This is a genomic window from Bacillus sp. TH17 (genome assembly GCF_016651125.1).
Taxonomy (GTDB): Bacteria; Bacillota; Bacilli; order Bacillales; family Bacillaceae_G; genus Bacillus_A; species Bacillus_A mycoides.
On the sequence record NZ_JAEKEN010000001.1, the window covers coordinates 727,975 to 749,913 of the forward strand.

Annotated in this window: 14 protein-coding genes; 12 read left to right on the forward strand and 2 right to left on the reverse strand. The window is 35.9% G+C overall.

What is annotated here, in order from left to right; translation table 11 throughout:
- The first annotated feature begins 12 nt into the window (after positions 1–12).
- The 5 genes from JFT95_RS03595 to JFT95_RS03615 all read left to right on the forward strand — a co-directional run bounded on the left by JFT95_RS03595 (position 13) and on the right by JFT95_RS03615 (position 10,877).
- Complete coding sequence (locus tag JFT95_RS03595; RefSeq protein ID WP_201051437.1) at positions 13–6,576, forward strand: SpaA isopeptide-forming pilin-related protein; 6,564 nt, start codon at positions 13–15, stop codon at positions 6,574–6,576.
- Positions 6,577–7,377: 801 nt separating this feature from the next.
- Positions 7,378–8,373, forward strand: coding sequence for a hypothetical protein (locus JFT95_RS03600; protein ID WP_201051439.1), 996 nt, complete (start codon positions 7,378–7,380; stop codon positions 8,371–8,373).
- A gap of 245 nt (positions 8,374–8,618) precedes the next feature.
- Positions 8,619–8,915 (forward strand): protoporphyrinogen oxidase, encoded by a 297-nt coding sequence (locus tag JFT95_RS03605; RefSeq protein ID WP_201051441.1) that lies wholly within the window; start codon positions 8,619–8,621, stop codon positions 8,913–8,915.
- Between the two features lie 74 nt (positions 8,916–8,989).
- Positions 8,990–9,466 carry a PH domain-containing protein gene (locus tag JFT95_RS03610; protein ID WP_002186468.1) on the forward strand — a complete coding sequence of 159 codons (477 nt, stop codon included), beginning with the start codon at positions 8,990–8,992 and terminating at the stop codon, positions 9,464–9,466.
- Positions 9,459–10,877: a PH domain-containing protein gene (locus tag JFT95_RS03615; protein WP_201051443.1), complete on the forward strand. Its 1,419-nt coding sequence runs from the start codon at positions 9,459–9,461 to the stop codon at positions 10,875–10,877. Before JFT95_RS03610 ends, JFT95_RS03615 begins: the two co-directional genes overlap by 8 nt.
- 99 nt (positions 10,878–10,976) lie before the next feature.
- On the opposite strand, the gene hmoB is transcribed toward JFT95_RS03615, so the two are convergent.
- Positions 10,977–11,480: a heme-degrading monooxygenase HmoB gene (hmoB, locus tag JFT95_RS03620; protein WP_201051445.1), complete on the reverse strand. Its 504-nt coding sequence runs from the start codon at positions 11,478–11,480 to the stop codon at positions 10,977–10,979.
- A 127-nt stretch (positions 11,481–11,607) separates the two neighbouring features.
- On the opposite strand from hmoB, the gene JFT95_RS03625 reads away from it, so the two are divergent.
- The 6 genes from JFT95_RS03625 (at position 11,608) to JFT95_RS03650 (ending at position 20,340) form a co-directional block, all read left to right on the forward strand.
- Positions 11,608–13,725 carry a transglycosylase domain-containing protein gene (locus JFT95_RS03625; RefSeq protein WP_016093132.1) on the forward strand — a complete coding sequence of 706 codons (2,118 nt, stop codon included), beginning with the start codon at positions 11,608–11,610 and terminating at the stop codon, positions 13,723–13,725.
- A 189-nt stretch (positions 13,726–13,914) separates the two neighbouring features.
- A complete protein-coding gene (hemE, locus tag JFT95_RS03630) occupies positions 13,915–14,961 on the forward strand; it encodes a uroporphyrinogen decarboxylase (protein WP_016101582.1) in 1,047 nt (348 codons plus the stop codon).
- Between the two features lie 14 nt (positions 14,962–14,975).
- Positions 14,976–15,911 (forward strand): ferrochelatase, encoded by a 936-nt coding sequence (hemH, locus tag JFT95_RS03635; RefSeq protein WP_201051447.1) that lies wholly within the window; start codon positions 14,976–14,978, stop codon positions 15,909–15,911.
- A gap of 19 nt (positions 15,912–15,930) precedes the next feature.
- Complete coding sequence (hemY, locus tag JFT95_RS03640; RefSeq protein WP_201051449.1) at positions 15,931–17,352, forward strand: protoporphyrinogen oxidase; 1,422 nt, start codon at positions 15,931–15,933, stop codon at positions 17,350–17,352.
- Between the two features lie 217 nt (positions 17,353–17,569).
- On the forward strand, positions 17,570–19,936 hold the full coding sequence (locus JFT95_RS03645; RefSeq protein WP_201051450.1) for a DUF6359 domain-containing protein: 2,367 nt from the start codon (positions 17,570–17,572) through the stop codon (positions 19,934–19,936).
- 104 nt (positions 19,937–20,040) lie between these two features.
- The gene (locus JFT95_RS03650) at positions 20,041–20,340 is read left to right on the forward strand and encodes a hypothetical protein (protein ID WP_201051453.1); all 300 of its coding nucleotides are present in this window, start codon (positions 20,041–20,043) and stop codon (positions 20,338–20,340) included.
- A 113-nt stretch (positions 20,341–20,453) separates the two neighbouring features.
- On the opposite strand, the gene JFT95_RS03655 is transcribed toward JFT95_RS03650, so the two are convergent.
- Positions 20,454–21,308 carry a hypothetical protein gene (locus JFT95_RS03655; RefSeq protein ID WP_002125815.1) on the reverse strand — a complete coding sequence of 285 codons (855 nt, stop codon included), beginning with the start codon at positions 21,306–21,308 and terminating at the stop codon, positions 20,454–20,456.
- A 228-nt stretch (positions 21,309–21,536) separates the two neighbouring features.
- Here JFT95_RS03655 and JFT95_RS03660 point away from each other — a divergent pair, with 228 nt between their 5' ends.
- Positions 21,537–21,938: a BlaI/MecI/CopY family transcriptional regulator gene (locus JFT95_RS03660; protein WP_088292318.1), complete on the forward strand. Its 402-nt coding sequence runs from the start codon at positions 21,537–21,539 to the stop codon at positions 21,936–21,938.
- The last annotated feature ends 1 nt before the right edge of the window (position 21,939 follow it).

Sequence of the window (21,939 nt, forward strand, 5' to 3'; positions counted from 1 at the left end):
TAGGAGGAAATTATGCAAACGAAAAGTACTAAAAGGCACATTTCAATGGTTTCATTAGTTTTTCTAGTATTATTTTCAGTGCTGAATGTATGGGCTCCAGTTATTCAAGCCGCTGTGATAAAAAATCCAGTGGACGAGATTAATATTTCTCGTACTGATGGCACAACATCTGAACCATATCAGGCTTCAGATGGTATGAAAGTAGAAGTGAAGTGGTCAGCTAAAGAGCAAATAAAAAGTGGAGATCAATTCACAATTGATATGCCAAAAGAATTTAGAAAAGATCTTATGAATATGAGTTTTCCTTTAAAAGATGCTGAAGGCAAAACAGTTGGTATATGTGAGATGAAAAAGGGTCTATTAACGTGTACTATGGGTGATTATGTAGAAGGAAAGAATAACGTTAAAGGTTCTTTATTCGTAGAATTTTACTTTGGTCTAGAAGCATATGATGGTGTCCAAAAAATCCCATTAGAATTTAACGTTGATGGTCAAATCGTAAATAAAGAAGTAAGTGTAAGTAATACGACAGAGAGACCGAAGCCGCAGCCCAATACAGATAACCTATTGAAATGGGGTTCTTATAATCAAGAAGATCCGTCCATTGCTGATTGGCTTGTATATGTAAATGCAACTGGAACAGAAATGCAAGATCTTAAATTAACAGATACATTAGGACCTGGGCATGAGTTAATTACAGACAGTGTAGTATTAGAAGAGGCTGTATTTGAAGATGGTTATGCACCAACAAATATTAAGTCAGCAGATTTATCTAAAATTAAAATTAATGCAACGAAGACTGGATTTACAATTGAATTTCCAGACAGTTCAAAAGGTTATATTTTAAGATATAAAACAAAGATTACCAATCCCGCTGCAAAGCCTCATAAAAATACAGTGAAATTAGAAGGCAAAAATATTAAAACTGAAGAAAAAGTAGGAGAAGTATTCGTAAGTGGTGGGGGAGGAAGCGGTTCAGGCGAAGATAATCCACCTAGTATTGAAAAGAATATAGTTGATGAGAATGGTAAGCTTGTAGAGAATCAGCAGTTAGCGCAAATGGATCAACCTATTCAATATCAAGTTGGTACACATATACCAAACGATCCTCCTAAATACACATCTATGGTAATTAGTGATGATTTAGAAGATGTATTAGAAGTATTAGAGGCAAAAGTGTATGATCAAAATGGCCAAGATATTACTTCTAAAGGAACACTAAAGATAGATAAACAAAAAAGTGAAGTAGCATTTACGTTCGGTGAGAGTTTTGACTATAAGTCATATGAAGACCAGATAATTAACTTGAATATTAAGGCGAAAATTAAAGCTGATGCAGACTTATCTTCTTACGTAGATAAGAAGATTCCTAATAAAGCAGAATTACATTTTGATGATAAGAAATTAACATCAAATGAAGTAACGGTTACGCCGCCTGAACCTCCAAAAGACGGTACAGTAGCTATTCATAAAATAGATGCTGAGGATCCGACTAAAGAGTTAACAGGTGCCGAATTTGAAGTTCGAGATAGTGAGGATAAGGTTGTTGCAGTACTGAAAACAGGCGAAAAAGGTTTTTCAGCCCCTCAAACTTTAGCACCTGGAACGTATAAAATTTATGAAAAAGTAGCACCTGAAGGATATCAAAAATTAACAAGTCCGGTAGAGGTTACACTTCAAGCTGGAGAAACAAAAACAATTGAAATTAAAAATACCATGCAAAAGGGTCAAATTGAATTAAAGAAAATTGATTTGGAAAATGGTGGTAAAGCATTAGCGAATGCAGAGTTTGATATAGTAAAAGACGGTGTAGTAGTTGAGCATATTATTACAGATAAAGACGGTAAGGCAATTTCTAAACCGTTAGCACCAGGAAAATATATTTTAAAAGAAACGAAAGCGCCCGAAGGATACCAATTAAAAGAAAAAGAGTTCGAAGTAAATGTAACAGGGGACGGCATATTCCCAATAACAGTAGAAAATGCAATGGTAGACAAAGGTAATGTAGAAATTACAAAAGTGGACAAAGAAAGCGGCGCAGTATTAGCGGGTGTCGAATTTGAAGTCCAAGATGAGAAAGATAAAGTGGTAAGAAAAGTAGTAACAGATAAAGATGGAAAAGCAAACGTTTCAGATCTATCAGTAGGAAAGTACAAATTAGTAGAGACGAAAAGCTTACCAGGTTACAAGAAACTAACAGAATCAGTATCATTTGAAATTAAAAAAGGTATGACGACAGTCCTATCATTGAAAGTAGAAAATGAGCAGTTAGACAAAGGCTCATTAGAAATTACAAAAGTAGATAAAGACAGCCAAAAAGCATTAGCAGGCGTAGTCTTCGAAGTGCAAGATGAAAAAGGAAAAGTGGTAAAAAAAGTAACGACAGATAAAGATGGAAAAGCGAATGTCTCAGACTTATCAGTAGGAAAATACAAATTAGTAGAGACGGAAAGCTTACCAGGTTACAAAAAATTAACAGAGCCAGTATCATTCGAAATTAAAAAGGGTATGACAGAAGTCTTATCACTGAAAGTAGAAAATGAGCAGTTAGATAAAGGCTCAGTAGAAATTATAAAAGTAGATAAAGACAGCCAAAAAGCATTAGAAGGTGTAGTCTTCGAAGTGCAAGATGAAGCTGGAAAAGTAATAAAGAAAGTAACAACAGATAAAAATGGGAAAGCAAAAATTGCAGACCTATCAGTAGGGAAATACAAACTAGTAGAAGTTGAAAGTTTACCAGACTATAAGAAACTAACAGAGCCAGTATCATTTGAAATCAAAAAAGGCATGATCGAGGTACTATCATTAAAAGTAGAAAATGAAATGGTAGATACGGGAAACGTAGAGATAACGAAGATAGATAAAGATAATAAGGCGCCGTTAGCGGGAGTAACGTTTGTTGTCCAAGATGAGAAGGGCAATGAGGTAAAAAAAGTAACGACAGATAAAGATGGAAAAGCAAATGTTTCAGATTTACCTGTAGGAAAGTATGAATTAGTAGAGGTAGAAAGTTTACCTGGTTATAAAAAGTTAGAAAAACCAGTATCATTTGAAATTAAAAAAGGTATGACGAAGTCTTTAACATTTACTGTAGAAAACGAAATGGTGGATACGGGGAATGTTGAAATCACGAAAATAGACAAAGATAGTAAAGCACCATTAGAAGGTGTTGTGTTTGAAGTACGTGATTCAAAAGGTAAAGTAGTTACTAAAGTAACAACGAATAAAGATGGAAAAGCAAATGTTTCAGATTTATCTATTGGAAAGTATGAGTTGGTAGAAGTAGAAACACCAGCAGGATACAAACCGCTAGAAAAACCAATTTCATTCGAGATTGAAAAAGGTAGAGTTACAGCATTACAATTAACTGTCGAAAATGAATTAGTGGATACAGGAAATGTAGAAATTACAAAAGTAGACAAAGAAAATAAAGGTGCTTTAGCTGATGCCGTATTTGAGATTCAAGACGAAGCAGGACAAGTAGTCGCTAAAATAACGACAGATAAAAAAGGGCACGCACAGGTTACTAATTTATCAGTTGGAACATACAAGTTGGTAGAGGTAAATGCACCAAAAGGATATAAGCAATTAGTAGATCCTATTACTTTCCAAATTGAAAAAGGTATGACAAAATCTCTTGCTTTAACAGTAGAAAACGAAATGTTAGACAAGGGTAATGTAGAAATTACAAAAGTAGATAAAGAAGGCCAAAAAGCATTAGCAGGCGTAGTCTTTGAAGTACAAGATGAAGCAGGCAAAGTAGTAACAGAAGTAACGACAGATAAAGATGGAAAAGCAAAAGTCTCAGACTTATCTGTAGGCAAGTACAAATTAGTAGAAAAAGCAGGCTTACCGGGATACAAAAAACTAACAGAGCCAGTATCGTTCGAAATTAAAAAAGGTATGACGAAAGTTTTATCATTGAAAGTAGAGAACGAACTGTTAGATAAAGGTTCAGTAGAAATTACAAAAGTGGACAAAGAAAGTGGCGCAGTATTAGCGGGCGTAACCTTCGAAGTGCAAGATGAAAAAGATAAAGTAGTAACAAAAGTAACAACAGATAAAGATGGAAAAGCAACAATTTCAGATTTATCAGTAGGGAAATATAAGCTAGTAGAGGTAGAAAGCTTACCAGGGTACAAAAAACTAGCGAAACCAGTATCGTTCGAAATTAAAAAAGGTATGACAGAAGTCCTATCATTGAAAGTAGAGAACGAAAAGTTAGATAAAGGTTCAGTAGAAATTACAAAAGTAGATAAAGACAGTCAAAAAGTATTAGAAGGCGTAGTCTTCGAAGTACAAGATGAGCAAGGAAAAGTAGTAACAGAAGTAACGACAGATAAAGAAGGAAAAGCAAAAATCTCAGACTTGTCTGTAGGCAAGTACAAATTAGTAGAAAAAGCAGGCTTACCAGGTTACAAAAAATTAACAGAACCAGTATCATTCGAAATTACAAAAGGTATGACGACAGTCCTATCAATGAAAGTAGAAAATGAGCAGTTAGATAAAGGCTCAGTAGAAATTACAAAAGTAGATAAAGACAGCCAAAAAGTATTAGCGGGCGTAGTCTTTGAAGTACAAGATGAAGCAGGCAAAGTAGTAACAGAAGTAACGACAGATAAAGATGGAAAAGCAAAAGTCTCAGACTTATCTGTAGGAAAGTACAAATTAGTAGAGAAAGAAAGCTTACCAGGTTACAAAAAGTTAGCAGAACCAGTATCATTTGAAATTAAAAAAGGTATGACAAAATCTCTAGCGTTCACTGTAGAAAACGAAATGGTGGATACGGGGAATGTTGAAATCACAAAAATAGACAAAGATAGTAAAGCACCATTAGAAGGTGTTGTGTTTGAAGTACGTGATTCAAAAGGGAAAGTAGTAACAAAAGTAAAAACGGATAAAGATGGAAAGGCAAACGTTTCAGATTTATCTATTGGAAAGTATGAGTTGGTGGAGGTAGAAACACCAGCCGGATACAAACCACTAGAAAAATCAATTTTATTCGAAATTGAAAAAGGTAGAGTTACAGCATTACAATTAACTGTCGAAAATGAATTAGTGGATACAGGAAATGTAGAAATTACAAAAGTAGACAAAAAAAATAAAGATGCTTTAGCTGATGCCGTATTTGAGATTCAAGACGAAGCAGGACAAGTAGTCGCTAAAATAACGACAGATAAAAAAGGGCACGCACAGGTTACTAATTTATCAGTTGGAACATACAAGTTGGTAGAGGTAAATGCACCAAAAGGATATAAGCAATTAGTAGATCCGATTACTTTCCAAATTGAAAAAGGTATGACAAAATCTCTTACTTTAACAGTAGAAAACGAAATGTTAGACAAGGGTAATGTAGAAATTACAAAAGTAGATAAAGACAGCCAAAAAGTATTAGCAGGCGTAGTTTTTGAAGTGCAAGATGAGCAAGGAAAAGTAGTAACAGAAGTAACGACAGATAAAGAAGGAAAAGCGACAATTTCAGATTTATCTGTAGGAAAGTACAAATTAGTAGAGAAAGAAAGCTTACCAGGTTACAAGAAGTTAACAGAACCAGTATCATTTGAAATTACAAAAGGTATGACAGAAGTCCTATCGTTGAAAGTGGAGAATGAGCAGTTAGATAAAGGTTCAGTAGAAATTACAAAAGTAGATAAAGACAGTCAAAAAGCATTAGCAGGCGTAGTCTTCGAAGTGCAAGATGAGCAAGGCAAAGTAGTAACAGAAGTAACGACAGATAAAGAAGGAAAAGCAACAATTTCAGATTTATCTGTAGGAAAGTACAAATTAGTAGAGAAGGAAAACTTACCAGGATACAAAAAATTAACAGAACCAGTATCATTCGAAATTACAAAAGGTATGACGAAAGTTTTATCATTGAAAGTAGAGAATGAACAGTTAGATAAAGGTTCAGTGGAAATTACAAAAATGGCTGCTGAAAGCAAGAATATATTATCAGGAGCTGTGTTTGAAGTTCATGATGAAAAAGGTAAAGTAGTAGCGAGAGTAACAACAGATAAAGAAGGAAAAGCAAAAGTCTCAGATCTATCTGTAGGTAACTATACACTTGTAGAAGTAGAAGCACCAAAAGGATATGAAAAATTAACTAATCCAATTCCATTTGAAATCACAAAAGGAATGATAAATTCAGTTCAATTAGAAGTATTAAACGAATTGAGTCATTTAGCACCACCAGGTCCAGAAAAACCAGATCCAGAGAAACCGGAAAAACCAGATCCAGAAAAACCGGAAACAACAGATCCAGAGAAGCCTGGAACAACAGATCCAGAGAAACCTGGAACAACGAATCCAGAGAAGCCTGGAACAACGAATCCAGAGAAGCCTGGAACAACAGATCCAGAGAAACCTGGAACAACGAATCCAGAGAAGCCTGGAACAACGAATCCAGAGAAGCCTGGAACAACAGATCCAGAGAAACCTGGAACAACGAATCCAGAGAAACCTGAAAAAGAATTACCGAAGACAGGGCAGAAAATGCCTGTGGAACCATATATGGGAGCACTTCTTGTAATGATGAGTTTTGGATTACTCGTATTAGGTAGAAAACAGCAAAGATAATAAAAGTGAAAAGGTATCCTCAAAGTATTTGAGGATACCTTTTTTATCTTTATTTGGCATAAAAAAAGCATCTAGCAAAAGAATTAGCTGCAAATAAAAAACACAAGGGAAGATAAATGTCTTCCCGCTTCACGAATGTGCTTATTTCAAAAAAAGTATAAAAACTAGCTTTATTATATATATTTGATGTGTAAAGGTATGGAAGGAAAAGTTTATACGTTTTCGTAGTGTTTTGTTGAAAAAAGAGCAATCTATGTAATTAATTTTAATGATTTAGGAAATAAGTCCCGTTCTTAAAGCGTTTGAAGAGCGATAGTCCAATAGTAGGTGGGAGATGAAATTAGGGTTGGAATCTTATTGGATCTTAAAATGTAGAGGGGGAAAATAATGTAAAAAAAACTATTGTATGTTTAAAAACCTTATGTTACATTTGTGTTACAAGAGAGTTACAAATCGTGACTTTTGTTACGATTTATTTTCTGTTGCTTTTCGGTATGTTACAGATTATAGTTTGTATTCCAATTAGCTGAGAATGTTTAAAGCTGAAGAAATAGCAAACTATAAACGAAAAATGATTTTTCTATGTGTATAAGAGTGTGTGTAGTAAAGATTCTGAGTAAGGGCTTTATTAAAATTCCTTTCTGTCTTAAAAGAAGAAGAAAACCAACTACCAACTATTTAGGAGTTTTAAGTAATGATAGTAAATGAAATGTACAGTACATAGTTACTTTCAGTCTAATTACTACACAGACTTTTATACATATGATGTTATTGTTTTAGTTATATATAGGGGGAGAGAAAATGAGAAAGTTATTAGCGGTAATTGGACTTACGTTTTTAATGCTAGCTGGATGTAGTAATGGGGATTTTGACAAAGCAATGGATGAAGGGAAGACCGCGTTAACGAATAAAGAATATAAAAATGCTTTATCATCATTTGAACGAGCACTAGATGAGAAAAAAGATGATTCAGATGCAAAAGTGCTTGTAGAACAAACGAAAGTAATGATTGAAGCAGTGAAGTTAAAAGAAGAAACAAAGGTAGAAGAATCGATCAAGTCATTTGAAAAAGTAGAGAGCATGAAGAATGGAAGTAATGCGCTTATAAAACAAGCAAAGGAAGAACGAACAGCATTAGTAGCGATCTTAGAACAAAAAAAGAAGTATGAAGAGCAACTGGTGAAAAGCGAAGAGTTAATAAGTAAGAAAAATTATGCAGAAGCGAAAGAGATGTTAAATAAGGTAGTTTCAGAAACAAAAGATAACAAGAACCTTGAAGAATATAATAAAAAGGCTTTAGGATTAATCACTAAAATTGGTGAAGAGGAAAAAACCGCAAAGAGTGTAACGACAGCAGCGAAGGCACAAAAAAATGATGCAGTAACGAGTCAAAAGGTAGCGACAGAAAAGAACCAAAAAGCAGAGACAGAAAAAAATCAAAAGGCAGTAACAGAAAAGAACCAAAAAACAGAGACAGAAAAAAATCAAAAGGTAGTAACAGAAAAGAACCAAAAAACAGAGACAGAAAAGAATCAGAAGGTAGTAACAGAAAAGAACCAAAAAGTAGAGACAGGAAAGAATCAAGATGCATTTACTTTTGAGAAAGCTAAAGAATATATCAAAAAAGAATATAAAGAAGAATATAATTACACGCTAGAGGATACGCAAGTAGAAAATGGAAAGAAATATTATCAAATTAGAGTGCGTACGACATATAAAATAGAAGGTGCAGCTGGAGCAGGATTTACTGGAGTATTCAAGGTGTTCGAAGATGGTACAATTGTTGAAATGCACTAAATTGATGAAAAAGGTATCCTCAAAGTATTTGAGGGTACCTTTTTAGCATAAAAAAGCATCTAGCAAAAGTACTAGATGCAAATAAAAACACAAGGGAAGATAAATGTCTTCCCGTTTCCCGTAAGTAATTATATCAAAAAAATTATAAAAAACTAGCTTTATTTTTAATATAATGAATGTGTGAGGCTATGAAAGTAAAAGATTACACTATTTTCATAGTGTTTTATTAAAAAAGAGTTGTATAAATGATTAATTTCAAGCCAGAAAATTTAAACCAACTATTAAAAGTAACGCTTATAAGTGCGAATAAGTCTTATGATACGATTAAAGAGTATGAATTTACGGGAGAAGCAGTAGTATTCCGTGTAGACTTCGAATATATTGACGTTTCTCTAATGATTATAGATATGTTAGGAAGAACTGCTTCTAAATTTAACATTTTGCCATACGCTCGCCCTAATACGAATGAGATAGATTACATTCAGTTTCAGGTGTATTCCATTAATGAAGGGAATTTTAAAGAAATGCTCGACACAATGTAAGGAACTATAATTTTACAAAACTGTATATAACAACTAATATATAATTAATAAATTCATATAATTGGAGTGATGAGATGCAGCCGTTAGAGAGGGAGATTCATTCTAATATGCTGAAAGTGTGGAGAATTCATGCTTTAATTGGGGCGGCAGTTATACTAGCAGTCGTAATTGCGTATTTCTTTTTTATGATTAACTTTAACTGGTGGGGCTGGTTGTTTGGATTGTTAGTGACAGGAGCAGTTATATACATACCACTCGACTATTTTGTATTTCCAAATTTACGTCAACGTTATTATAGTTACAGATTAAATGAAGAAGAGATTGAGATTCAAAAGGGAATGTTCGTTGTAAAACGCGTACTTATTCCGATGATTCGCGTGCAGCACGTAACGATTGAGCAAGGACCGATTATGAGAAAGTATAATTTAGCAGAATTACATATTTCAACAGCGGCAACTTCTCATAGTATTCCAGGCTTAACGAAAGAAGAAGCAGAGCAGCTGAAAAGACAAATTGGAGAGCTTGCGAAAGTGAGTGATGAGGGTGTATAAGAGGCAACATCCGATCACGATATTGTTAGGTATTCGAATTGCGACTTTGTTGCCTTTTATTTTGCTTGTTTTATTTCGTTCAGATGGTGAAGTAAAACCTTGGTATTTCTTACATCTTGTTCTTTTGGCCATATTATTTATTATGGCAATTTTCTCATCTATAAAATGGTATTTCAAAGTGTACTGGGTTGAAAATAATATTGTACATATTAAACACGGTGTTTTTGTGAAGAAGGAAAGTTATTTAAATAAAGACCGTGTGCAAAACATTAGTACATCTTCTAATGTCATTTATCAAATGCTTGGGCTTACGAAATTAAATATAGAAGTAGCGGGCGGCGGTAGTGAGCCGGAAGTGATGTTAGCTGGTATTAAAGAAGATGAAGCGAAGGAACTGATTGCCTTATTAAATAAAAAAAGAAGCGCTGCGAGTGAAGAAGTACCCATGGCAGAAGAAAGTAAGACGATTTATCAGTTAACGATGAAAGAGATTTTAGTAGCTTCCATTACGTCTGGTAGATTCGGATTAGTGTTTTCTGGATTACTTCTTATTTACACAGAGTTTAATCAATTTCTTCCAGAATGGCTCATAAATAAAGTGGAAGCGTATGTGATGGATAACGGTGTATATGAATTAATCGTTATGGCCGCGATTTTAATGGCGGTTTCGTGGGTCGTTTCGACAGCTGGTTATGCGCTAAAATATGCGAACTTTAAAATAGAGCGAAACGGAAATGAAATTCGTATTGTGCAAGGGTTATTTGATAAGAAAGAGTTTGTCTTAAAGCTCCACCGCATTCAAGCAATTACTGTGAAAGAAGGAATTCTCCGCCAGCCTTTCGGTTATTGCTCTGTCGAAGTGGAAGTCATTCAAAGTATAGAAGCGGCAGGGAATGAAGTGATGTTACATCCTTTTATGAAGAAAAAAGATGTACAGCAGCTACTTGCCTATTTACAGTTGCCATATGAAATAGAAGAGGAAATCGTTCATTTACCGAAGGCTGCATTACGCCGTTACGTCGTAATGGGCTGGATTACAAGTGCTGTGCTCGCTGTGCCAATCGCTGGTGCGAGTATATATTTTAAACAACATACTGCGTTGTTCGTTCTTATACCGCTATTTATTGTATTTACAATACTTGCATACGCTAGATATAAAAGTGGTGGATATATGATACGAGACAATCAGTTAGTAATGGTGCACCGAGGTCTCGCGAAATATACAGGGATCATGCGAAGAAGGCATATTCAAGTGGTCGGATACAATCAATCTTATTTTCAAAAGAAAGACGAGTTATGTACAGCTGCTGTAGCGGTGACGGGACATGGTTATGAAGTGAAGCATATGCGAAAAGAAGACGCGCTTCGCATATATAATTGGTACAAAGAAAAAGGAAACACCAGTGTGTAATGGTGTTTCCTTTTTTTGTGTCGTCATTTGTCGATAAGTCGATATATTCGAAAAATCGCTAATATAATTTCATGTACCGAGGTCTCTAAACTCAGAAACTTAAACTAACACATCAAAAGTAGTCACGAACGACGGGCGCGAGAAAATACTTTTTTGCTGTTCTGCATGTGGATGGGCCTGAGCCTGTGCATGTCCTTCTGCTTGTGCAGGACGTTTTTTGTGAGCATTTTCGAATGAACGTGATTCTGTCCAGTTTTTAAAGTTTTGCTCAGTTTCCCACATCGTTAAGATGACATATGTATCGTTACTTAATGGGCGAAGAACACGGATTGCTTGGAAGCCAGGCTCATTTTCGATTAGACCAGCACGGTTTTTAAAACGGTTTTCAAATACAGGGCGACCTTCGTCTGTTACAGAAATGTTGTTACAAACGATGTAGCCAGGTTGTCCTTTAAATTCTCCAACAGCGTCTAATACGTCATACTGAAGTGTGGATTCCACAGATTCTTCAGTATTTTCTTTATAAAACATATCTTTTTCGTTATTTTTTGCAGTGAAATGTGCTTGTTCTAGAGGTGTTTCGTATGAAATAATAGCCTTCATTTTAATGCCCCCTTTATGGTTTGTCTCTATTATATCAATTCTCTTAAAAAACTTCGAAGATTATATACATAAAGATACTTCTTTTTCAAATAATAAATGTACCATCATTTGGAAAGAAGGCCGATGTATGAAGAAAGCAAAGTGGACTTTATTAGGCGGGGTAGCAACGTTCGTAGTAGCGATTGTACTCTATAAACTTATTGTGTTAACTGGTGGCTATATGATGGATGAAAAGCAGCTTGTTTTCCACTCTTCATCACGTATCGTTGACCAGAAAGGAAAAGAAATTACGAAGTTATATGTAGAAAATAGAGAGCTCGTGCCGATTGAAGAAATTCCAAAGTACGTGCAGCAAGCATTTATTGCTGTGGAAGATGCTCGTTTTTATGAGCATCAAGGAATTGATTACCCTTCTATATTTCGGGCGCTTTATAAAGACGCGTTAGCTGGAGAGAAGGTAGAAGGCGGTAGTACGATTACGCAGCAACTAGCTAAAAATGTCTTTTTAACTCGCGAAAAAACATTTACGCGTAAATTGAAAGAGGTCGCAATTTCTCTTCAATTAGAGCAAAAATATACGAAGCAGCAAATTCTTGAAATGTATATGAACCATATTTATTTCGGTCATGGGGCATATGGTATTCAAGCGGCAGCAAAGTTGTATTTTAATAAAAATGTAGAAGATTTAACAGTGGAAGAGGGAGCTATGCTTGCAGGGCTTCCGAAAGCGCCAAATGGCTATTCACCGTACTTATCCCTAGAAAAGAGTAAAGGGCGCCGTGATCTTGTTTTGTCACTTATGCATAAACAAGGCTATTTAACAGCGGAAGATAGTGTTCGTTACCAAGGGAAAACAATCGCTCTTTATAAAAATTCAGATGAACGTGAACTCGCATATATGCCGTATATCGATATGGTTATAGATGAAGCGGCGCGTTTATATGGTTTATCGCATCAAGAAGTACTGCGCGGAGGATATACGTTTGTCGTACCGATGGATGAAAAAGTTCAAAAGGTAGCATATAACCAGTTTCAAGATGCGAGAAATTTCCCTGGTAAAGAAAACGGGGCGCAAGGTGCATTTTTATTAATGGATAATCAGACTGGCGGAATTAAAGCCGCGATTGGCGGAAGAGAGTATGTTCCTAGAGGGCTTAATCGCGTTTTTGCAAAGCGGCAGCCTGGTTCTGTTTTAAAGCCGCTTATCGTATATGGACCTGCACTTGAGACGAAGAAATATAATCCATATTCTTTATTAACGAATGAAAAAAGTTCGTTTGAAGGTTATGAACCTCGAAATTATAATCATGAGTATACGAAAGAGATGACGATGTACGATGCGGTATTAGAATCAGCAAATGTGCCAGCTGTATCTTTATTAAATGAATTAGGGGTAGATGAGGGAAAGCAATATTTAGAGAAAGGGAATGTTCATATTGCGGACTCAGGTTTAAGCACAGCACTTGGCGGGCTAAAAAATGGTGTGTCTCCATTTGATCTTGTCAAAATGTACCGATCTTTTTTAGCAAACGGGAATATTATTGAACCGCACGTTATCGATAAAGTATTAAATAGACACGGGGCGGTCATTGGAGAATCATCAAAAGCTGAAACGAAAGTCTTTTCGAAGCAAACGGCATGGTATATGACAAAGATGCTTGAAGGAGTTGTGAAAGAAGGTACGGCGAAAGCTGGCGTATATAATGGAGCTTTAGCTGGAAAAACAGGCACAACTTCATTGCCGAATGATGACAATGGTGCGCGTGATATGTGGTTCGTTGGATATACACCGAATTTAGTAGGTGCAGTTTGGATTGGCTATGACCGCACCGATAAAGAGCATCAATTACAAGATGGAAATGCATCTGCAACGATGTTATTTAAAAAGATTTTAACGAAAGCAAACATACAAGATAAAGCGAGTTTTCATAGGCCAAAAGGTGTTGAAACAATTGGACTGCCAATTCGTTTAGATAAGATTCAAAACGTGGAAGCAAAACTAGCATTTAGTCCTTTCGGTTTATTTGCAATGAAACTAAGCTGGACGCCGCTTCCTGATGAGCGAATTATGTATCGGATTTATAAAGTTGAAAAAGGAATTCATACTCACGTTGGAACGGCAAAAGGAACGGGGAAATATGAGGAGAAGTTTATTAATATATTCTCAAAACCAAGTTTTTACGTTGTACCATATAACACACAAACGAACCGTGAAGGAGAAAAGTCAAAAGTAGCTAAACCGTAGTTTTTCTCTGTGCTATAATAAGAATGTTGTGAAAATAGTAAACGTTTTTACGAACGTTTGTGTCAATTTAATGAACAACGTACATAATGTTATGCATTTTGTTTTTACAAGCTGTATAGTAAAAAAAGATAAATATCGGAATAGAGCATATTTAAAGAAAAAGCATTGGTAAGGAAGGGAGCTAGGGTCTTGGTAAGAACTATAAATGAGACATTTTTAAAAGCATGTAGGGGGGAACGTACAGAGTATGTACCAGCATGGTATATGCGTCAAGCAGGTCGTTCACAGCCGGAATATAGAAAGATAAAAGAGAAATATTCTTTATTTGAAATTACACATAATCCAGAGTTGTGCGCTTACGTTACAAAGTTGCCAGTTGATCAATATAACGTAGACGCAGCAATTCTTTATAAAGATATTATGTCACCACTACCTGCAATTGGTGTTGATGTGGAAATTAAATCTGGCATTGGTCCAGTTATCGATAGTCCAATCCGTTCTTTACAAGACGTAGAAAAATTAGGGGAAATCAATCCAGAAGATGACGTACCTTACATACTAGATACAATTCGTTTATTAACGACAGAAATGTTAGATGTACCGTTAATCGGTTTTTCAGGAGCTCCATTTACGTTAGCGAGCTATATGATTGAAGGCGGTCCTTCTCGTAACTATCATAATACGAAAGCGTTTATGTATGCAGAGCCGAAAGCTTGGTTCGCTTTAATGGATAAGCTTGCAGATATGGTTATTACATATTTAAAAGCGCAAATTAACGCAGGAGTAAAAGCGGTTCAAATTTTCGATTCTTGGGTTGGAGCAGTAAATGTAGCGGATTACCGTATATTTATTAAACCAGCGATGGAGCGTATTTTTGCAGAAGTTCGTAAGGTGGGTGTTCCAATGATTATGCACGGCGTAGGTGCTGCACATTTAGTGAATGAATGGCACGACTTACCGCTTGATGTAGTAGGTTTAGATTGGCGCTTACCGATTGAAGAAGCACGCGCACGTGGTGTTCACAAGGCGGTACAAGGAAATATGGATCCTTCATTCTTATTAGCACCTTGGCCTGTTATTGAAGAACATGTAAAAGGTATTTTAGATCAAGGGATGAAGCAGCCAGGTTATATCTTTAACTTAGGTCACGGCGTATTCCCAGAAGTAAATCCAGATACATTAAAACGCTTAACTACATTTATTCATGAGTACTCTAAAGAACAGTTAGCGAAGTAAAGGAGATTGTCTGTATGAAAAAGAAAATTGGTTTGCTTGTAATGGCATACGGAACGCCATATAAAGAAGAAGATATTGAACGTTACTATACACATATTCGCAGAGGAAGAAAGCCAAGTCCTGAAATGCTAGAAGATTTAACAGAGCGTTACCGTGCAATTGGTGGTATTTCTCCTTTAGCTACTATTACATTAGAGCAAGCTAAAAAGTTAGAGACACGTTTAAATGAAATACAAGATGAAGTAGAGTACCACATGTATCTTGGTTTAAAACATATTGAACCGTTCATTGAAGATGCAGTACAAGCTATGCATAAAGATGGAATAGAAGATGCAATTGCACTCGTTCTTGCCCCTCACTATTCTACTTTTAGCGTGAAGTCGTATGTAGGACGAGCGCAAGAAGAAGCAGAAAAACTTGGAAACTTAACAATTCACGGCATCGATAGCTGGTATAAAGAACCGAAATTTATTCAGTATTGGGTCGATGCAGTGAAAGGTATATATAACGGTATGTCAGAAGCAGAACGTGAAAAAGCGGTGTTAATCGTATCTGCACATAGTTTACCAGAAAAAATTATCGCACTCGGCGATCCATACCCGGATCAATTAAACGAAACAGCTGACTATATTGCACGTGGTGCTGAAGTAGCAAATTATGCAGTAGGTTGGCAAAGTGCCGGAAATACACCAGATCCTTGGATTGGTCCAGATGTACAAGATTTAACGAGAGAACTAAATGAAAAATACGGCTACAGTTCATTCGTATATGCACCAGTTGGATTTGTTGCGGAACATTTAGAAGTTTTATATGACAATGACTTTGAGTGTAAAGTGGTAACGGATGAAATTGGCGCGAAATATTATCGTCCAGAAATGCCAAACGCATCGGACGCATTTATCGACTGTTTAGCAGATGTTGTATTAAAGAAAAAAGAATCTGTAATGTAAGTAGAAAGGGGGAGCTTACTTGAGGAAAAAAGTTGTGATCATCGGCGGTGGCATCACAGGATTGACAACAATGTATAACTTACAAAAAGAAATTCGTGAAAAAAACTTGCCGATAGATGCATTGCTTATAGAAGCGTCTGGTAAACTTGGCGGGAAAATTCAAACCGTTCAAAAAGATGGATTTACAATTGAACGCGGTCCTGATTCTTTCTTAGCAAGAAAAGAGAGTGCAGCTAAATTAGTGAAAGAATTAGGACTTGATGCTGAACTTGTAAATAATAAGGCTGGTCAATCGTTCGTTCTCGTAAACAATCGGTTACATAAAATGCCGAGCGGTTCAATGATGGGAATTCCAACGCAAATTACGCCGTTTCTATTTTCCGGATTGTTCTCCCCAATTGGTAAACTAAGAGCTGGTTTTGACTTATTAATGCCTAGATCAAAACCAGTTTCTGATCAATCACTCGGGCAGTTTTTCAGGCATCGTCTTGGAAATGAAGTCGTTGAAAATTTAATTGAGCCATTATTATCTGGTATTTATGCAGGGGATATTGATGAAATGAGTTTAATGTCAACATTCCCTCAAATTTATCAAATTGAACAGGAGCACCGTAGTATTTCACTCGGTATGCGTACGCTCGCTCCAAAGCAAGAGAAGGCTGAATTGAAAAAAGGAATATTTAAAACTGTGAAAACCGGTTTAGAATCTATAGTAGAATCTCTTGAAACGAAGATTCCTAATGATATGGTAATGAAGGGAACTCGTATCGAAAAGGTTGCAAAAATTGGTGATAGTTATACGATTACGCTTAGTAACGGAAAAGAAATGGAAGCAGACGCGATTGTAGTTGCGACGCCGCATAAAGTATTGCCATCTATGTTTGCGCAGTATAAGCAGTTTCGTTTCTTCCGTAACATTCCGTCTACATCAGTTGCAAACGTGGCACTTGCTTTCCCAAAGTCTGCAATTCAGCGTGATATTGATGGTACCGGATTTGTCGTATCAAGAAATAGTGATTATACAATTACAGCGTGTACGTGGACACATAAAAAATGGCCACATACAACGCCAGAGGGAAAAACGCTTCTTCGCTGTTACGTCGGACGCCCAGGTGATGAAGCGATTGTTGAACAAACTGACGAAGAAATTGTACAGCTCGTATTAGAGGACTTACAAAAGACAATGGATATTACAGAGGATCCAGAGTTTACAATTGTAAGCCGCTGGAAAGAAGCCATGCCTCAATATACAGTAGGCCATAAAGAGCGAATGAAAAAGCTCACAACATTTATGGAGGAAGAATTGCCAGGTGTGTATTTGGCAGGTAGTTCTTACGCTGGTTCTGGTCTTCCAGCTTGTATTGAGCAAGGTGAGTTAGCGGCGAAACGTGTGTTATTTCATTTAGAAAAAGTAATGGAGACTAAATTAGTCGCACATTAAAATATTTCAAACAAAACGCCTTCAATTATATTGAAGGCGTTTTGTTTATTGGATAAAATACCTTTAGTCAATAAAGCTATATAAGTTATTTTGTATTATAGGTTGAAAACTTGTAAATTAAATAAATTTTGTGTAAAACTTGTCGAAATATAGTTCTATATAACGAATCATTTGATATGATAGAAATGTTGAGAAAATATGAAATAGGGAGAGGGAAATGGCTGTGAAGAAATTATTAAGTGTCTTTTTATCATTGATGTTATTGCTTTCATTTACTGGAACTTTAGCGCAGGCGGAAGAAACTACTTCTATGTCAGTAGAAAAAGCAATTCAAGTATTTAAGCAGCAAGGGAAAACGAAGGGGATAGTGGAAGGATATATCGTTGGGTATACGCAAAGTCCTTCTAAATACACGAAAGATCCGGCTAAGTTTGACGACACAAACGTGGCAATTGCCGATTCGCCAAACGAAACGAATCCAGACAAAATCATGCCTGTTCAATTGCCAAAAGGCGATGTGAGATCGGCAGTAAATGTGAAAGACCATCCTGAAAATATCGGGAAGAAAGTTAGGTTGACAGGGACGCTTGAGTTATATTTCGGTAGCCCAGGTTTAAAATCAGTAACAGCTCATAAGTTTCAAGGAGAAGAACAAAACCGCGTTAGCGATGTAGTGGCATCACCAAATGGTGGGGAAGTTGCAAAAGGAACAGCAGTAACATTAACAACGAATACAGAAGGAGCAACAATCTACTATACGTTAGATGGCTCTAACCCTACAAACAAGAGCGTTCGTTATAACGGACAAATTGTAGTGAATGAAAATAGTGTGATTAAAGCAATTGCAGAGAAAGAAGGGCTTACTTCTTCAGCGATTTCAACATTTTCATTTATTATCGTAAATAATGAACCAGTTCGTATTCATGATATTCAAGGGAAATCACATATTTCTCCTTACAATGGGAAGAAAGTAAACAGTGTGGAGGGCGTTGTCACAGCGCTTGATAAAAATGGTTTTTATATAGAAGATAATCAGCCGGATAATGATCCAGCTACTTCTGAAGGTATTTACGTATACAAAAAAGATGCGAATGTAGCAGTAGGAGATCTTGTCCAAGTTGATGGAGAAGTAGAAGAATATGTTGGACCTGGATATGCAGAGCGATTTGAAACAGACTTAACGACGACGGAAATTAAGGCGAGTCGCGTTGCTGTAATCGCAAAAGATCAACCTTTACCAGCGCCGATTGTATTAGGAGAAAACGGTGTGAAAATCCCTGATCAAATTATCGATAATGATGCATTCGGTCTATTTGATCCAAATGAAGATGCAATCGACTTTTATGAAAGTGTAGAAGGTATGCGTGTTACGATGCCAACACCAAAAATTATCGCTCCGCAGAAAAACGGTAATTTATATGTAACAGTAAAAAATGGCGGAGATAAAGTAGTAACGAAGTATGGTACACCTTTATTAGATAAAGAGCAATTAAATCCAGAGCGCCTTTCTGTAAAAGTACCTCGTGATTATGTCGCGAAAGTAGGCGATACGTTTACTGGAGATATAACAGGCGTAGTAGGATATGACTACGGTTCGTTCCGCATTTCGCCAGTAACGGAATTACCATCTGTAGTGGACGGCGGATTTAAGCAAGTAGGGGCAAATATTCAGCCGCGTCTTGATAAGTTAACAGTTGCTACATATAACATTGAAAACTTCTCAGCGAACAAAAAAGAAACAACAGATGAAAAAGTGAAAGCGTTAGCTTATTCTATTAAATATAATTTAAAAATGCCTGATATTATCGGTGTACAAGAGATGCAAGATAATAATGGAGCAATCAATGACGGTACGACTGATGCGTCTTTAAGCGCAAAACGTATCATTGATGCTGTATTAGAAATTCGTGGACCGAAGTATGAGTATGTAGAAATTGCGCCGAACAACAATCAAGACGGTGGGGCACCTGGAGCGAATATTCGCGTCGGTTTCTTCTATAACCCATCTCGTGTGAAATTAGCGACAGTACCGAAGTTACTAGATAAAAATGTTGTTCGTATTGGAGAAGAAAATTCATTATTTGAAAGTACACGTAAACCGTTAGCGGCAGAATTTACGTTCCAAGGACAAAACGTTGTTGTCATTTCAAATCACTTAAACTCAAAACTAGGAGATGCAACGCCATTTGGAAAAGTGCAGCCGCTCGTATTAAAGAGTGAAGAAAAACGAGTTCAATTAGCACAAGAAGTGAATCATTTCGTACAAGGTATTCAAGAAAAGAATACAAATGCACCAGTTGTTGTATTAGGTGATATGAATGACTTTGAATTCTCTAAACCTTTAGAAGCACTTGAGGGAACGATATTAAAAGATATGTTAAACACAGTGCCGAAAGAGAACCGCTACACGTACATTCATGAAGGTAACGCACAAGTGCTAGATCATATTTTAGTAACAAACAACATCGCACCGCACACAATTGTAGACCCTGTACACTTAAACTCAAACATTATGAAAGAACATGGGCGTGTAAGTGACCACGATCCAGTACTTGTTCAAATTGATTTGAAGAAGGCTTCTTAAATAGTCGAGAAAGAACGCTTAGAAATATACTAAGCGTTCTTTTTCTGTAAAAATCATGTTAAAATTAATTTAAAATTCAGTTTTTTATAATGAGGAGGTTAAAGATGCAAGCATGGTTAAATGGAAAATTAATGAATCAGCTTGCAATTTTTTTTAGTACGATCGTCATGCTTCAGTTTGTAGCCGATATAACAGGGCTTACACAGAATCTAGATAGTATGTATTACTTAATAAATACCGCAACTTCCTATATAACGTTTAGTTTGGCGGTTATTTTTACTTTAATCGGTGCAAGAAGAGAATTAAGTAAATACGCAATTATTTTATTATGTTCAGTTGTAGGTATTAAAGCGATTTATTTTGCGGCGATCGTTATTTTATGGGGATTGGCAGGTACGCCGTAAATGGGAGAGGATTATATGAGTATTGAAAATATAAGATTGATAAATGTAAATGATAATAAGAGCGTAATTCTCTAAGCTAACTTAGGGAATTACGCTCTTATTCGTTCAATTAGTTAGTCCGAAATTGCTTGAAACGCTTTTCTACACCGATCTCTTTTTTGCAGCCTTCTTCTATATTTTTTTCTATCCCGCTTTACTCCTTGTATATACATAAATAAGCTAACGAGAAGGAAGAAAGCACATTGCATCGTTAAAATGTATGGTGACATGCCTTGCAATGGTTGTTTCGGATCATATAAATGAATAGGTGCTCCGCCTATTGAAGGAAATATTGTATTTAGCAGGACGTAAGGAATGGAGGCAACTGCAAATGGAAAGAGAATTGCCATATAGTCCTTTTGTGACCATACAGATGCAGCAAGTCCTAAAAGAGCCATTAAACCTGCAAATAAAAAATTAATTCCGATATATACAGTAATGTAAGTGAGAGGCGCATCGAAATATAGGTTTGCGAACATTCCATCAGCATTTATGATGCCTGAACCAATCGTAGGTGTTCCGTCTGGAATGGTTAATTTGCAAAATAATAACGATAAGATGAATGGAAATGTATAAAGAAATCCTCCGCAAAAAAACGTAACGATATATTTCATTAATGAATAAGGAAATAAAGAAATCCCCTTACTCACAAACGGTTTAAAACCATCTGACTTATCCGAATTGTAACTTGTACTAAAGGGGAAACTCGCAATAACTGGCATTAATAATAAATAAACATCCATTTCATTGTCGCGAAATCCGATCCATTTTATATCTGTTGAAATAGGTCCACTTGCTGCGTCCCCTAAATAACGAATTACATAGTAATAGTGATAAATACAAATAAGAACGAATCCACTAAACATAATAATTAAAGAAATACGACTACAAAAAGCTTGCTTTATATTTAAACGAAGCGCACGCATCATGACTGAAAAAGCCTCCACTATTTTGATAAACTTGTCTATTTTCTATATTACTATTAAATGTAAAGATTTTCTTGTTTTTTTATTTGATTATTTGAAAAAAGGGAATTTCGTTGTCGTTAAGTAAGGTTTAACGGAAATTATATTTTCTAAAATATGGTTGACAATTTAGTATTACATTTGTAATCTTAATTGTAGATTACAAATGTAATAAGAGGGGTGGAAAACAATATGACAAATAAATTACCTAAAATATCTGAAGCAGAATTAGAAATTATGAAAGTGTTGTGGTCGAATTCTCCACAAACAGCGAATGAAATTATAGAAGAACTGGAAGATACAATGGACTGGAAACCGAAAACAATCCGTACATTAATTAATCGGTTAGTACAAAAGGAAGCCGTTTCTTATCATCAAGATAAAGGGCGTATGTATGCTTATTATCCGTTAGTATCACAAGATAATTATTTGCAAGTTGAAACAAAATCTTTGCTAAAGCGTTTTTGCGGCGCAGCGTTTAAGCCATTACTTGTTAATTTTTTAAAAGAGGAAAAATTGTCTTCAGAAGATATTAACGAACTGAAACGCATTTTAGATGAAAAGACCGAGGAGAATAAGAGGAAGGATAGATAAC

Bases quoted from the DNA above. Each gene is read 5' to 3' on its own strand.
- hemH (WP_201051447.1), top strand. From the start codon at position 14,976: ATGAAAAAGAAAATTGGTTTGCTTGTAATGGCATACGGAACGCCATAT.
- JFT95_RS03660 (WP_088292318.1), top strand. From the start codon at position 21,537: ATGACAAATAAATTACCTAAAATATCTGAAGCAGAATTAGAAATTATG.
- JFT95_RS03595 (WP_201051437.1), top strand. From the start codon at position 13: ATGCAAACGAAAAGTACTAAAAGGCACATTTCAATGGTTTCATTAGTT.
- JFT95_RS03655 (WP_002125815.1), bottom strand. From the start codon at position 21,308: ATGATGCGTGCGCTTCGTTTAAATATAAAGCAAGCTTTTTGTAGTCGT.
- JFT95_RS03605 (WP_201051441.1), top strand. From the start codon at position 8,619: ATGATTAATTTCAAGCCAGAAAATTTAAACCAACTATTAAAAGTAACG.
- JFT95_RS03600 (WP_201051439.1), top strand. From the start codon at position 7,378: ATGAGAAAGTTATTAGCGGTAATTGGACTTACGTTTTTAATGCTAGCT.
- JFT95_RS03645 (WP_201051450.1), top strand. From the start codon at position 17,570: ATGGCTGTGAAGAAATTATTAAGTGTCTTTTTATCATTGATGTTATTG.
- JFT95_RS03625 (WP_016093132.1), top strand. From the start codon at position 11,608: ATGAAGAAAGCAAAGTGGACTTTATTAGGCGGGGTAGCAACGTTCGTA.
- JFT95_RS03610 (WP_002186468.1), top strand. From the start codon at position 8,990: ATGCAGCCGTTAGAGAGGGAGATTCATTCTAATATGCTGAAAGTGTGG.
- JFT95_RS03650 (WP_201051453.1), top strand. From the start codon at position 20,041: ATGCAAGCATGGTTAAATGGAAAATTAATGAATCAGCTTGCAATTTTT.
- hmoB (WP_201051445.1), bottom strand. From the start codon at position 11,480: ATGAAGGCTATTATTTCATACGAAACACCTCTAGAACAAGCACATTTC.